The organism is Adhaeribacter rhizoryzae (assembly GCF_008629685.1).
In the GTDB taxonomy this organism is placed as follows: Bacteria; Bacteroidota; Bacteroidia; order Cytophagales; family Hymenobacteraceae; genus Adhaeribacter; species Adhaeribacter rhizoryzae.
Genome location: NZ_VWSF01000018.1, coordinates 65,194 through 79,979, shown reverse-complemented (window position 1 = coordinate 79,979; position 14,786 = coordinate 65,194). Strand labels below are relative to the sequence as shown.

8 protein-coding genes are annotated in these 14,786 nt (G+C 45.0%); 1 reads left to right on the top strand and 7 read right to left on the bottom strand.

Translation table 11 applies throughout. The annotated features are described in order from the left end of the window. Positions 1 to 110: 110 nt before the first annotated feature. From F0145_RS19250 to F0145_RS19225, 6 genes are all read right to left on the bottom strand, one after another. Positions 111 to 2,282, bottom strand: a complete 2,172-nt coding sequence (locus tag F0145_RS19250) for a c-type cytochrome domain-containing protein (RefSeq protein WP_150090986.1) — start codon at positions 2,280 to 2,282, stop codon at positions 111 to 113. Between the two features lie 306 nt (positions 2,283 to 2,588). Next, positions 2,589 to 4,043, bottom strand: a complete 1,455-nt coding sequence (locus F0145_RS19245) for a DUF1501 domain-containing protein (RefSeq protein WP_150090984.1) — start codon at positions 4,041 to 4,043, stop codon at positions 2,589 to 2,591. Between the two features lie 3 nt (positions 4,044 to 4,046). Further along, on the bottom strand, positions 4,047 to 6,362 hold the full coding sequence (locus F0145_RS19240; RefSeq protein WP_150090982.1) for a PSD1 and planctomycete cytochrome C domain-containing protein: 2,316 nt from the start codon (positions 6,360 to 6,362) through the stop codon (positions 4,047 to 4,049). 552 nt (positions 6,363 to 6,914) lie between these two features. Beyond that, entirely contained in the window at positions 6,915 to 7,859 is a 945-nt protein-coding gene (locus tag F0145_RS19235; protein ID WP_150090980.1) for a sugar ABC transporter substrate-binding protein, read from the bottom strand. Positions 7,860 to 8,200: 341 nt separating this feature from the next. After that, positions 8,201 to 9,175, bottom strand: a complete 975-nt coding sequence (locus F0145_RS19230) for an ABC transporter permease (protein ID WP_150090978.1) — start codon at positions 9,173 to 9,175, stop codon at positions 8,201 to 8,203. Between the two features lie 25 nt (positions 9,176 to 9,200). Continuing rightward, a complete protein-coding gene (locus tag F0145_RS19225; RefSeq protein ID WP_150090976.1) occupies positions 9,201 to 10,700 on the bottom strand; it encodes a sugar ABC transporter ATP-binding protein in 1,500 nt (499 codons plus the stop codon). A gap of 502 nt (positions 10,701 to 11,202) precedes the next feature. Between F0145_RS19225 and F0145_RS19220 the strand changes: the two genes are divergently transcribed. Beyond that, positions 11,203 to 13,986, top strand: coding sequence for a c-type cytochrome (locus F0145_RS19220; RefSeq protein WP_150090974.1), 2,784 nt, complete (start codon positions 11,203 to 11,205; stop codon positions 13,984 to 13,986). Positions 13,987 to 14,179: 193 nt separating this feature from the next. On the opposite strand, the gene tnpA is transcribed toward F0145_RS19220, so the two are convergent. Then, positions 14,180 to 14,632 (bottom strand): IS200/IS605 family transposase, encoded by a 453-nt coding sequence (gene tnpA / locus F0145_RS19215; protein WP_150090972.1) that lies wholly within the window; start codon positions 14,630 to 14,632, stop codon positions 14,180 to 14,182. Positions 14,633 to 14,786: the final 154 nt, after the last annotated feature.

The window sequence follows — 14,786 nt, the reverse complement described above, 5'->3', positions numbered from 1 at the left end:
TAGGTATTTATGCAGATTTATTAACGCAATAAATATTTAAGTAAAAAAAATATTCTGGTTTAACTTTATTCTTGAATATTTTATAAAATATTAAGCTAAAATTTTTATTTCTAGTTTAGAAATATTTCGTCAATTAAAAGTAAAGCTGGTTTGCCTTTGCTGCGGTGCCAGATTGGTAATTCTGCCACTGGTTTGGCTATTATTTTTAAGTAAGAAACTTGCTGCGGCTTGAATTTCCCTTCTATCAATTTAATAATTGGCTTTTTTACTTCCTGCGGTTGTTCTGGTTTTAAGGTAGTTAATAATTGCAGTTTATCTTTTGTAGTACCGCCCCAAACTTCCACCACCGCCGGCGGGAAAATATTGTTTTCAGATTCTACCAGAATATTCAACGCAATGGCCGATAAGTTAATGGGCTGCTTGAATTCTGAAATCAGCTCCATCTGGTGTTTATAAAAACCACCCCAATTATTGGCCCAAGCCGGGCTGTTGGCATTAAAAGTACCTAGTTCGCCGTCGAAAAAGGTTTTAGCACCATTGGCCTGGTGTACCCGGTTTAGCGGATAAACCAAACGCACACTATCGGGTTTGTAGGCACTCCGGTAAAAGTTAAATATTGCTACATCGCTGCCCAGCCAACCGGTTTTGTAAGCCTTGGCTTTCATTGTGGTCATGTTGGCTAAAGTGGTACCGGGCTTAAAAATTGGCGAATGAACGCTGTCGGGTTCAGAGCCGTCGGTGGTGTACCGGATAGCCACACCTTTTATGGGGTGGTGTAGCTGTAAGTCCATGGTTTGCCGGAAAATAGGAGAGTTGTTTTTAAGCTGCGGCGGATTTAGCTTAATTAAATTGGTGCCATCGTCTTTAAAGCCCGAAATAAAATTAATATTAGCATGCGCTTTTTGCAATTGGGTTATTTCGGCAGTAGTTAAGGCGGTATTCCAAAGTACAATGGTTTTTAAGCTCTTAAAAGCCGGTAGTTGTTTTTGCAGGTCTTTATAGCGAATACCAGTACCAGCCAGCGACAAACTGGTAAGGTGTGGTAACGTAGCTAGTTCGGCTAATCCGCTGCCGGTAATATCAGTAAAGTTCAGGTTTAAGCGGCGAAGGTTCTGGAACTGGCTAATATTTTTTACATCGGCATCTTTTACCGGCATTTTATTTAAGTCCAGCGATATTATTTGCTCTTTTACCTCTTTTAACTCGGCTAAAGTATTGGGGGCGTAAGCTTGCTTGTTGTAAACATTTACCGCTAAGGCCGGCGACTCTTTGGCCAACGGCGCAACCACCCGGTAATTGGTGTTCAGTTTCTGAACAGCCCGGTCATCAGCTGCGGCAAACGAATATTCTACTTCATTGGCCGTGGGTTTTAAGAAGTTTGCCGCCAGTAACCTAAGCGAATCCTGGGCGGGTAAATCAATAACTTTCTTCTCAAAGTCGGCGTTGGCTTTAACCCATAAATTTAAAATGGTAGTTTCTTCGGCGGTGAGTTGCGCCTTGCCTTTCGGGGGCATGTGCTTTTTGTCTTCTACCGGCAAATGAATCCGTTTTAAGAGCAAGCTCAGTTCTGGTTTGCCGGGTTCAAATAATTTGCCGGTTTTGCCCCCTTTCTGTACCGATTCGGCATTGGTTAGCATTAATTTACCTTTTACTTTATCGGGGTTGTGGCAGCTAACGCATTTCTTTTCGAAAATTGGCTGAATTACATGGTCAAAAACAACAGCTTCTTCCAGGGGGACAACGGGCTTTTCGGCAATTGTTACAGGTTCCAGAATAAAATTTTCGCCGTGGGTGAGTACGGCCCCGTAATGCCCCACAAAAATGAGCGAAAAGGTAGTAACCAAGGCTCCGGCTTTGGCCGTCCGGTCGTTGTACCAGCGGGCATTGCGGCTCCAGTATATAAATGACGTAAAAAACAGCAAGCCTACCCCCAGCCACTTATGCCATTGCAGCGCCGCGCCTTCGTACCCGCCTTCTTTCGATAAAAACAGGCCCATTAAAATGGTAATTGCCGAAAACAGCAGCCCAGCCAGAAATAAATTAGCCGTAAAGGTTTCGTAAAATTCCTGGGTGCGGTATTTAGTCTTAAACCTAAAAAACTCCAGTACCATGGCCAGCAGCAGCAGCACAATTGGGAAGTGCAGCAACAACGGATGCATCCGACCCACCGGTTGCAGCCAGGTTGGTACGGTTATTTTGCTTTCAAAAACTACTAAGAATAGAATGAAAATATTGAAAGCAAAAAGTAAGTTTTCGGCATAACCTTTCAGGTTGCTGTTCATGGTTAATGAAAAGTGTTTTTTTATTTATTGCTGGTAAATAGGTTTTGTTGTCAGGTAGCCTGAACAACAAGAGGATAATATTTCCTTCGTAATTTCTTTCGCGAGCGTCCTCGCTCGTGAAGGTTTCTTCAGGCCGCTGGCCTGAGTAAAGTCAGAGACTTTACTTTATGTAAAGGCACAAGTGACGCTCCGCTTAACACTTGCGCCAGCAAACGAGTTATCTCATTTTTTAGTAGCAAATGAGCCGTTAATTTATTTCGCTTCATTTTTTCACTTACTACTTATTACATACAACTTAAAACTTCTTTACACCAGAATATCTTTCACTACTTTGCCGGCTACGTCGGTAAGCCGGTAGCGGCGGCCCAGGTGTTTAAAGATTAGTTTTTCGTGGTCAAGGCCTAATTGGTGCATAACGGTAGCTTGAAAATCGTGCACGTGCACCGGGTCTTTTATCACGTTATACCCAAAATCATCGGTATCGCCGTACACAATGCCGGGCTTCACGCCGCCGCCGGCCATCCAGATGCTAAAGCAGCGCGGATGGTGATCGCGGCCGTAATTGTCTTTGGTAAGTTTACCCTGGCTGTAACTGGTGCGGCCAAACTCACCTCCCCAGATTACCAGGGTTTCGTCGAGTAAGCCCCGCTGTTTTAAATCAGTAACCAAAGCAGCCGAGGCCTGGTCTACGTCTTTGGCCTGGCTGGTAATCTCGTAGGGCAAATTGCCGTGCTGATCCCAGCCCTGGTGGTATAGCTGCACAAACCGGACGCCATTTTCAGATAGCTTGCGGGCCAGCAGACAATTAGCGGCAAACGTGCCCGGCACCAAACACTCCGGACCATATAATTTTATGACATCATCGGGTTCCTTAGAAACATCCATTACTTCGGGCACGGCGGTTTGCATACGGTACGCCATCTCGTACTGCTGCACTTTGGTAGTTATTTCGGGGTCGCCGAATTCGTTGTAAGCCAGTTGGTTTAGTTCCGATAAATTATCCAGCATTTTCCGGCGGGCCATGCGGTCCATGCCTTCCGGATCCTTGATGTAAAGCACCGGGTCATCGCCTTTGCTAAATTGTACGCCCTGGTGAATAGAATCGAGGAAGCCGTTGGTCCAGAGTTTAGAATAAACCCCTTGTCCGTTTCCAATGCCGCGGGAAAGCAGCACGGTAAAAGCCGGTAAGTTTTTGTTCTCGCTGCCCAATCCGTAACTCAGCCAGGCGCCCATACTGGGCCGGTTGCCTTGCTGCGAACCGGTTTGCACAAAAGTCAGCGCCGGATCGTGATTAATGGCCTCGGTAAACATGGATTTTACAATACAGATATCATCTACAATTTTAGCCGTATGCGGAAACAAATCGCTTACCCAGGCCCGCGACTCGCCGTATTGCTTGAAATCGATAAAGGAACCAGCTAGTGGAAAAGACGCTTGGTTAGCGGTCATGCCGGTTAAGCGCTGGTTGCCCCGCACCGAAGCCGGAATTTCTTGCCCGTTCATTTCGCGCAGTTTGGGCTTGTAGTCGAAGGATTCGAGTTGCGAGGGCGCGCCGTTCTGAAACAAATATATTACCCTTTTGGCTTTGGGCGCAAAATGCGGAATGCCCGGCGTTAAACCAGATTCATCCAGGCCGCTGCCTTTAAACAAATCCGGAATTAACAAAGAGCCCAAAGCTACGCTGCCCAATCCTAAACTTAGTTTGGATAAGAAGTGGCGGCGGTTAAAATTAAAGCCGTGCTCAAGAATTTCTTTGTCCATAAATCAGGATTTTGAAAGCGTTTCTTCTAAATTATAAATAGTGGTTACTACCTGCATCAGGGCGGCCAGCTTCATTTTATCAGCTTTTTCCGGTAACGGGTATTCGCCAACAGCTAATCTTTTCTCCGCAAGCGAATTTTTCAAAGTTTTTAGCTCATCCTGGTAATATTTACCCAGGAGTTGTATTTCTTTTTCGTTTGGTTGCCGGCAAACAATACCCCTAAAAGCCTTCCGGATTTTGTCAGTAGTGCTACTTTTTTCCATTAATAATTTAGCAGCCAGTACCCGCGAAGCTTCCAGAACGGTGGGGTCGTTCATCATAATTAAGGCTTGCAGCGGCGTATTGGTATTGAGTCTTTTTACTTCGCACTGATCGCGGTTGCTGGCATCGAAAATACTCATGCTGGGCGGGGGCACGGTTCTTTTAATTAGCGTGTACATGCCCCGGCGGTATAGACTGGAACCATGGTCTTGTTTATAAACCGAAAGCAAGCCCCGGCCCGAAGTAGCGCCTTCCCATAAACCCGGCGGTTGGTAAGGTTTTACACTGGGGCCACCAATGGTTTTATTTAGTAAGCCGCTGCTCGCTAATACTAAATCGCGCACAAATTCGGCGGCAACCCGGTAACGGGGTGCCCGCGCGAGTAAAATATTATCCGGATCGGCTTTTAGTATATCGGGCGGTATTATTGCCGATTGGCGGTAAGTAGCAGAGGTAACCAGTTGTTTCACGAGGCGCTTGATATTCCAGCCGTTGTCCCGGAAATCTACGGCCAGCCAGTCGAGTAGGGCCGGGTGGGAAGGTAGTTCGCCCTGCATGCCAAAATCGCCGGACGTTTTAACCAAGCCTTTCCCGAAAAATTCTTGCCAAACTCTGTTAACGTACACGCGAGCGGTTAACGGATTCTTTTTATCGAATAACCATTGCGCCAGGCCCAGCCGGTTTTTAGGGTATAAATTATTGAAAGGTAATATAGCTTTGGGGGTAGCGGGCTGTACTTCTTCGCCGGGCGCATCGTAAGCGCCCCGGTTCAGAATGTGGGTTTTGCGTAACGAGTCCAGGTCGCCCATCACCGAAACAATCAGCCGGCTGGTGTCCTGTTTATTTATAAAGGTCAGAATATTTTTTACTTCTTCGTTGCTGATTTCGATGAAGGGTTTTTTGGCGTAAGTTTCGGGGCCGCCAATTACCGATTCTATTCCTACTTCTTTTACGTTGTTAAAAAAGGAGTAAAGCTGGTAATATTCCTTCTGCGAAAACGGATCGTATTTATGGTCGTGGCAACGGGCGCACTCCATGGTAACGCCAATCAAGGATTTGCCAAAAGTATCGCTGCGGTCGGTTACGTACATTACCCGGTATTCTTCGTCTACTACGCCACCTTCTTCCGTAATTTTGTGGTTGCGGTTAAAACCGGTGGCTAATATTTGTTCTTTGGTAGCATTGGGCATTAAATCGCCGGCTAATTGCCAGGTAATAAAATCTTTATAAGGCATGTTCTGGTTCAGGGCATGAATTACCCAGTCGCGCCAGGGCCATTGCGTGCGGTAGCCATCGTCCTGAAAACCGTGTGAATCGGCGTAGCGGGCCACATCGAGCCAGCTAACGGCCATTTTTTCACCGTAAGCCGGGTTCTGCAGCAGTTCGTCTACTATTTTTTCGTAAGCCTTGGCGCTGGTATCGGCCAGAAAGCGGTCCATCATCTCAATGGAGGGTGGCAAGCCAATCAAATCCAGGCTAACCCGCTTCAGTAATCGTTCTTTATCGGCTTCCGGGTTAGGTTTTAAGCCTTTCTGCTCTTGCTTTTCCAGTACAAAATAATCTATGGCGTTGCGGGGCCAATCCTGCTGATTTACCTGGGGTAAAGCTGGTTTTTTTGGCGGTACAAAAGCCCAGTGCGATTCGTATATAGCGCCTTGTTTTATCCATTTCTGAATAATTTTTATTTCGCGAGGAGTTAATTTAAGGTTTGAACCGGCTGGGGGCATTACCATAGCGGTGTCCTCGCTCGAAATACGCTGAAATACGGCCGATAATTCGGGTTTACCAGGGACTAAGGCGTGGGCGGTGGGGTTCTCTTCTAAGGCTTTGTAAGCTTCTTCGGCAATATCCAGGCGTAAGCCGGCTTCGCGCTTGTTTGCATCCGGACCGTGGCAGGCAAAACAATTATCTGATAATATGGGCCGGACATCAAAGTTATAGCTAACTTTTTCGGGTAGCTTTTCTTCGGAAGCCTGGTTGGCTACGCCGGAATTACAAGCTTGTCCTAAACCAGTAACTGCAATTATTCCCAGATAAAAATATAGCCTTCTGGTCATCAGCAAAGCACTTTTTAATTAAAATGAAATAAAAGTTTCTATAAGCGTACTCCTGCGATTTTATATAATTAAGAAAATTTCAATAAAAAGAATATTCCTGCGAAAAATGCAGAAATACGGGTAAGCGGTAAAATAATAATCCTTAATGTATGAATTAAAAGTTAAATATTTAAAAGTTTTCTAAAATTTTTAAAGAAGTAAAGATTGGCTGGGTGATTTAGCAGAATGATTAAAAGGACTTATGCAGGAAACATATATGGATAGGCAAGACTTGCCTGCTTTATTTCTTATTGAATAAGTACGTTGATATGTTTTAAACAATGAACCTAATTATTATTTAAAAATCTAAATCCGAGAAGCTCTTGCTGCGTGTTATCACTGGCAAGTAATGGACTGATCTTCAAGAATGGGCGGTGATAACACCACCCATGGCGGCTAACTAACTCTTTGGAATAAATGCTAAACAGGTTCGATAAATGTCTGATAAGTATCAATCAAAATATACTCTTGGCTTGCTCAAGGTTAGAAGTATATTTTTAATGTCTTTAAAACTTACTTGGCAATCTCGGCCACATTGGCTTGGGTAATTAATTTAAAAGGCACCATTACCTCTTTGTCGAACTGTTCGCCTTTGGCTATTTTTACCGCGGTTTCGATGGCTTTGCTGCCTTGTTCCTGGGCATTCTGAAATACGGTAGCATCTAAGCGGCCTTTTTGCACGGCTTGCACGGCATCGGCTATGGCATCAATGCTTACCACAATAACTTTATCGTTTAGGTTAGCATTTTCGAGGGCTTTTACGGCACCCATACCCATCTCGTCGTTGTGGGCAAAAATGGCGTCTATTTTATTTCCGTGCGATTGAATCCAGTTTTCGGTAAGCGACATAGCTTTGGCACGATCCCACTCGCCGGTTTGTTCGGCTACCAGCTTTATATTGGGGTATTCTTTTAAAACTTCTTTAGCACCTTTATCGCGCTGTAGCTGCGCCGCCTGACCCATGTAGCCGTGAATAATAAATACGTTGCCTTTGCCGCCCAGCTTCTCGGCAATGTGCTTCATGGCAATACGGCCGGATTCTACATCATCGGAGCCCACAAAAGCATTAGGCGTGGCGCTGGTAGCGGAGTTAACATTGATGATGGGAATATTGGCCGCCTTCGCTTTTTGCACGGCTGCCGAACTGGCTTCTACTTCGCAGGGGTTTAGAATAATCGCATCAACGCCCTGCGCAATAAAGCTTTCTACCTGCTCTACCTGCTTTAAAGCCGAGCGCTCCGCATCTACCGAAACTAGTTCTACACCTAATTCGTCGGCTTTCTTTTGCATCTCGTCGGCAATGTTTACAATAAATTCGTTCTGCATACTCAGCATGGTAGCGCCAATTACCAGCTTTTCACCGCCGGCTTCTTCGGTTGTTCCGCGGTTACAGCCGGAGAACAGGATAAGGGTAAATAAAGCAGCAAATGAGGTTTTCTTTAACAATTTGTGGTGCATAAGTGGGTATTTTAAAGAACTATCAATTTAAAAATACAGTACCAAGTCATAAATGTTATCTACGCTTGAATATAGAACCATTTTGAATGATTATTGTCGTTGCTTAAAAGCAGAAAGGTTCAAGTAATTCACCGGTGTCATTCAGAAGGAAACTTGTTGGCTACCTGCTAAATAGTTTCCTCCTGAATGACACCGGTGGGCGCTAAAGTCCAAATAAAAGTAAACTGTTCCATTTTGCATAACAGTAGTAATACTTTGTGCCATTTGAATATTTAGTATCTAACAACTATTTAGTACGCGAACATCCAACATCCAATATCCAGCATCCAACGTCCAGACACCTAATTCCCCTTATTCTTATTTAAACTATCGAGCAGCACAGCGCCAATAATAATGAGCCCCATGACTACCTGCTGGTAATATGAGCTAACATTGAGTAAATCGAGGCTGTTGCTGATAACCCCAATGAGCAAAGCACCCAGCAAAGTACCGGTTATGGTGCCCACGCCGCCCGAAGTACTGGTGCCCCCGATAATAGCGGCGGCAATAGCGCTTAACTCAAAACCAATACCTACATTAGGCTGACCCGTGGAAATACGGGAGGTTAAAATAATACCGGCCAAAGCCGCCAGTCCACCGCCTAAGGTATATACAAAAAGCTTTACTTTATTTACATTGATGCCCGACGCGCGGGCTGCCTGTTCGTTACCGCCTACGGCATACACGTACCGGCCCATAACCGTTTTTCTTAAGAGTAGCGTACAGACGATAAAAACAACAATTAATATTAAGATAGGCAGCGGAATACCCAATAAACTGCCACTGCCAATGTAATTAAAACTATCCGATAAATTAGAAATAGGGCGGCCTTTGCTCAGAATCAGGGCGAGGCCCCGGCCAATAGTCATGGTGCCTAAGGTAACAATAAAGGGTGGCACTTTGCCTTTGGTAATAGCTAGGCCGTTTAGTGCCCCAAAACCCAGACCCACGAGTAAACCCATTGCCAGCGGTACTACCAGCGGGTAATTATCGGCGCGGGCAAAGGTGGCCGTTGCTACGCTTGTAACTGCCACTACCGAACCTACTGAAAGATCAATGCCGCCCGTAATAATTATAAAGGTAACGCCAAAAGCCAGTAGCGCATTAATGGTAACCTGCGTAACAATAATCATAATATTGGGCAGGGTTAAAAACTTAGGAGTAATAATGGTTAAGGCGGTGCACAATAGCAGGAGCGCCACCAGAAGGCCGTATTTGCCAATATTTAAATTAATTTTCGGTCCGTTTTGCGTAAGGTTGGGAATAGTGTCTTTCATGTGGTGAATATTTTGAGATAAAGCGCTATTGCGGCATGGCGTACTGCATTATTAATTCCTGGGTGGCTTCTGCTTTTTGTAAGGTAGCCGTTTGTTTGCCTTCGGCCATCACCAGAATCCGGTCGCTCATGCCTAATATTTCCGGTAACTCCGATGAAATCATAATAATAGCCAGGCCCTGGGCGGCCAGGTCTTTTACTAGTTTATATATTTCGAATTTGGCCCCTACGTCTATGCCGCGGGTAGGCTCGTCTAGGATAATAATTTCGGGGGAGGATAGTAAAACCTTGGCAATTGCCACTTTTTGCTGATTACCGCCGCTTAAGTTCTTAACCGGCTGATCGGGGTGCGGCGTTTTAATACGCAGCGCTTCTATCATGTTGGCAACAGCAGTGCGTTCGCTGGCATCATCTACAAAAAGCCCGCGTTTGTGCTTTTTTATACTGGCCAGGGTAATATTTTCTTTCACCGACATGCCCAGCACCAGCCCAACTTCTTTGCGGTCTTCGCTCACGTACCCAATTCGGTTTTTAATGGCATCCTGCGGCGAATTAATTTTTGTCTTCTGGCCTTTAATATAAATATTGCCGGTGTCGGGCGCATCTAAACCGTTAATGGCGCGGGCAATTTCGGTGCGACCGGCACCCATTAAGCCAGCAATGCCTAGTACTTCGCCGGCGCTCACCTCAAAATTAATATCCGAAAATTTGCCTTGCCGGCCCAACCCTTGCACCGATAACAATATATTCCCCTTCGCTTCGGTGTGCTCCGGAAACATAGTATCTAGCTCGCGGCCCACCATCAGGGAGATTAAAGAATCCTGGTTTAGCTCGGCGGCCGGTTTGGTCTGGATATATTTGCCATCGCGCAAAACCGTAATAGTATCGGCTATCCGGAATATTTCGTCCATTTTATGCGAGATATAAATAATAGCTACGCCCCGGGCTTTTAAATCCGAGATAATATTAAACAGCGATTTTACTTCTTTGTCCGATATGGCGGAGGTGGGCTCATCCATAATAATGATTTTGGCATTTTTTGAAATAGCTTTTACTATTTCTACCATCTGCATCTCCGCCACACTCAGGTTTTTCATGGGCGTACGGGCATCCAGCGCTATGCCTACCTGGGCCAGCAGTTCGGTTGCCTTCTGGTTTAAACTTCGGTCATCGAGCCACCAGGTTTTTCCTCTCCGGATTTCTTTACCCAAAAATATATTTTGCGCCACGGTTAGCTCCGGTACCAGCAGCATTTCCTGGTGAATCATGGCAATACCGGCACTTAATATTTTTAAATCCCGGTGGCTGTGCAGCGCGTTGCCTTCAAAAAATATTTCACCGCTATCCGGCGTAAGCATACCGGCCAGAATTTTCATTAAGGTAGATTTTCCGGCGCCATTTTCGCCCATTAAGGCGTGTACTTCGCCTTCCCGGATTTTAAGCTGCACCTGATCCAAGGCTTTAACCCCCGAAAAGTTTTTGGAAAGGTTTTGTACTTCCAGAATATAATGCTGCTTTAAACTCATGAAAAACTTTAAGAATAAATATATGCTGTAAACCTTAATAGCTGGTAATCTAAAAAAACAGTCGGGATTCTGGACCTAAAAAAAGTAAATATTTTGCTAAAACAGTTTAAATTATTCGTGTTAACCTAAAATTAAACCAGATAAAAATTCAGGAAATATAGTTCTGTTTAGTTGGGTTTTAGGTTATATTTAATTAATCGGAGCAAAGCACTTAAAGCATTTAAGGTTTTATCAACTACCAAACAATGTTAGCCCTAGCCGCAAAACCTTAAGTTTTTGGTTTTAGATATTTATTAACAGAATGATTTTTCAGCGTTATTTAACTGTAAATCTGCACCTAATTTAAGTGGGCAGGACACAACAGGATAGGGATGCTAATTATCTTTTTTATCTTAAGAGATTATTTAACTGTGCTACTTAAAATTTGTAAACTAACTAAACCACAGATACAGCTAAATTTAAATATCCACCACATTTAAAATAAACAAACTTATAAATCAGTATGAATCGGAACAAATCACCATTAATAGTGGTCCTGTCGTTGTCAGTATCGCTGTTTTTTGCGAATTCCTGTCGTAACGCAAAAGAGGGGAATATTAACAACGTCCAGGAAACAGCCGCTGATGCCCAGGCAGCGCAATCATTAGACCCTAAAGTAGCAAAACTAAAATTACCGGCCGGCTTCCGGGCCGAACACCTTTACAGCCCATCGGAAAATAAGCAGGGCTCTTGGGTAGCCATGACCTTCGACGATAAAGGCCGCATGATTACCTCTGACCAGTACGGCGCTTTGTACCGGGTGCAACTGCCGGCAGTAGGTTCCGGTGGCGGAAAGCCAACCATAGAAAAATTGAATATTCCGGTAGAAGGTACATCTACTACGGCCGATGGCCGACCGAAAGTTGGTATGGGTTATGCCCAAGGGCTTTTGTACGCTTTTAACAGCCTGTATGTAATGGTAAACCACCGGGGCAACGAAGAGTTTAGCAAAACTAGCGGCCTTTACCGGTTAGAAGATACCAACGCCGACGATCAGTTTGATAAAGTAACCTTAATAAAACAATTAAAAGGCGAAGGCGAGCACGGTCCGCACAGTATTTTATTATCGCCCGACCAAAAATCGCTTTATGTAATAGCCGGTAACCATACCGACGTACCGGAAATGAATGCCTACCGGTTGCCTAAAGTTTGGAAAGAAGACAACCTGTTTCCGTTAATTAAAGACCCGCGCGGCCATGCCAACGACCGCATGGCACCTGGTGGCTGGATTGCCAAAATTGATCCGGCAGGTACTAACTGGGAACTGATAAGCGCCGGCTACCGGAATGCTTTTGACATGGCTTTTAACGAAGATGGCGAACTTTTTGCCTATGATGCCGATATGGAATGGGACTTTGGCATGCCCTGGTACCGGCCTACCCGCATTAACCACGTAACCAGCGGCAGCGAATTAGGCTGGCGTACCGGTAACAGCAAATGGTCGCCGAATTTTCCGGATAATTTACCGCCGGCTATAAATATTGGGCAGGGCTCACCTACTAACCTGATTCACGGCAAAAATGCCCGTTTCCCCGAAAAATATCGCCGGGCATTATACGCTTTCGACTGGAGCTTTGGTATTATTTACGCGGTACACCTGAAACCAGAAGGGTCTACTTACACGGCCGATGCCGAAGAATTTATCTCGGGTTCGCCGTTACCTTTAACCGATGGGGTTATTGGCCCGGATGGCGCGCTTTATTTCCTGACTGGTGGTCGTCGCCTGGAATCTGATCTTTACCGGGTAACTTACGGCAACAATAACCTGAGCAACGGTAAATTAGCTTCGGTTAAATTTCCGAAAGATGTAAAAAAGGCGCAGAAAATCCGGAAACAACTGGAAGAGTATCATGCTACACCAGCCAAAGCGGGCGGCGTAGACTTTGCCTGGCCATATTTGAACCACGAAGACCGGTTTGTGCGTTATGCCGCCCGGATTGCCGTAGAACACCAACCCGTAAGCCAATGGCAGAACCGCGTATTGCAGGAGAAAGATCCCATTACTTTAACCCAGGCCAGCATTGCTTTAGCCCGGCACGGCGACCAGGGCGTTCGCGACCAACTGCTAACCACTATGGTTAATAATATTAAGTACGATCAGTTATCAGAATCGCAGCAGATCGACCTGATTAGGGCTTTCGAGTTGGTAATTGCACGTATGGGTCAGCCGGATGCGGCTGTAAAGAACCAAGTAATTGCTTACCTGGATAGTAAATTTCCGGCTTCTACAAATAATTTAAACCGCGATTTAAGCAAAGTACTCGTTTACCTGGGCGCACCAACTGCCGTGCAGAAAACGCTGGCCTTAATGGCTACTGCCAAAGACGATGCTTCTTACCAGAAAACTTTCTCGGCTTCTTCGGATTTAATTTTGCGCAACCCGCAGTATGGTCTTGATATTGCCAATATGCTGGCCAAAGCACCACCTGCCCAACAAATGTATTATGCCACCGTTTTAGGCGGTGCTAAAACCGGCTGGACCCCCGAGCTTTACGAGAAATATTTTGCCTGGATCAAGAATGCCTTTAACTACAAAGGTGGCTTAAGCTACGTAGGCTTTATTAACAAATCGCGGCAAATGGCGCTGGCCAATGTACCCCAGGATAAACTGGAATATTATAAAACCCTGTCGGGTGAAGGAATGCTGAGCAGTAATGGTAATGACCTGGCTAATAACGCCCCTAACCCCAAAGGCCCCGGCCGCCAGTGGACCATGGAAGCTGCCTTACCTTTGGTAGAATCCGGATTAGCTAACCGTAATTTTGAGCAGGGTAAAGCCATGTTTGCGGCCACTCGTTGTATTTCCTGCCACAATATGCGCGGCGAAGGCAGCAATGTTGGCCCGGATTTAACCCAGTTAGGTACCCGCTTCTCGGCCAAAGACATGCTCGAATCCATTATTCACCCAAGCAAAGTTGTTTCGGATCAGTATGCTGCTACTATCTTTACTTTAAAAGACGGCAGCTCGGTAGTAGGTCGCCTCATTAATGAAGATAACGATAAGTATATGGTATCGCAGAACCCATTTGCCCCAGAACAACTTCGCGAGGTTCCGAAAAAAGACGTAGTAAATACCAAAATCTCTAACGTTTCTATTATGATGCCGGGCATGATTAACCGGTTAAACGAAGAAGAACTGAAAGATTTAATGGCTTACCTGATGGCTGGCGGTAACAAAGAGCATAAAGTGTTCCTGGCACAAAATTCAACTGGTTCAACCAACACGACGAACACCACTAAAAAGTAAGTTCGTACCACCAATCAGATTAAAACTGATTAAGAATATTTAAACAAAAGAACGCTAACTGGTTACCCGGTTAGCGTTCTTTTGTTTAGGCTTGTTGAAGTAAGTAGCAATTGGCTTTGTGCCTCTGTAGCCCTGAATGGGCGGTATACACCAGCACAGGGTGCAGCCCTGTGTTATGGAAAGGGCGAAATATTTAATCCCACACATAACGCTCGTCGTACGCAACCTGGTATTTCCTTAGGAATGCTCGATACTCTTCCTGAAAAGTTTTATTTTGGTGATGTTCTTTTTGGTTAGAAATATATGTCGCTACCGCATCAACTTCGCTGGGATTAATAGAGAAAGCACCATAACCATCCTGCCAGTAAAAATTTGCATAATCCTCTCCTTTAGCTTTTATCCATTTAGAAGAATGCGACTTTACTTCTTCCACCAACTTAACCAAAGCTATTTTCTTCGAGAGCAAGCACAAAATATGAATATGGTCGGTATAACCGCCTACCTTAATGAGTAGGCATTCTAAATTGTTACAGATGCCGCCTAAGTATTGATGCAGTTCTGCTTCTACAGGTGGGTGTATAAGCGGTTCCCGGTGCTTGGTACTGAATACTAGATGAATGTAGTTCTTTACCAGTGATTGCCCCATACTTGATTAGTTCTAACCAGAATATTTCGCCCATTCAGGGCTTTTACAATGCTTAATTTTTGTCGTAGTCATAGGGCTACACCCTACGCTAGGATATTTCGCCCTTTCAGGGCTGTGCGGAATATACTAGATTGCGGTAAGCTACTGTAGCCAA

What these genes read in the sequence shown, in the direction of transcription:
- F0145_RS19250 (WP_150090986.1), bottom strand. Translation starts at nt 2,282, where the DNA reads ATGAACAGCAACCTGAAAGGTTATGCCGAAAACTTACTTTTTGCTTTC.
- F0145_RS19245 (WP_150090984.1), bottom strand. Translation starts at nt 4,043, where the DNA reads ATGGACAAAGAAATTCTTGAGCACGGCTTTAATTTTAACCGCCGCCAC.
- F0145_RS19240 (WP_150090982.1), bottom strand. Translation starts at nt 6,362, where the DNA reads ATGACCAGAAGGCTATATTTTTATCTGGGAATAATTGCAGTTACTGGT.
- F0145_RS19235 (WP_150090980.1), bottom strand. Translation starts at nt 7,859, where the DNA reads ATGCACCACAAATTGTTAAAGAAAACCTCATTTGCTGCTTTATTTACC.
- F0145_RS19230 (WP_150090978.1), bottom strand. Translation starts at nt 9,175, where the DNA reads ATGAAAGACACTATTCCCAACCTTACGCAAAACGGACCGAAAATTAAT.
- F0145_RS19225 (WP_150090976.1), bottom strand. Translation starts at nt 10,700, where the DNA reads ATGAGTTTAAAGCAGCATTATATTCTGGAAGTACAAAACCTTTCCAAA.
- F0145_RS19220 (WP_150090974.1), top strand. Translation starts at nt 11,203, where the DNA reads ATGAATCGGAACAAATCACCATTAATAGTGGTCCTGTCGTTGTCAGTA.
- tnpA (WP_150090972.1), bottom strand. Translation starts at nt 14,632, where the DNA reads ATGGGGCAATCACTGGTAAAGAACTACATTCATCTAGTATTCAGTACC.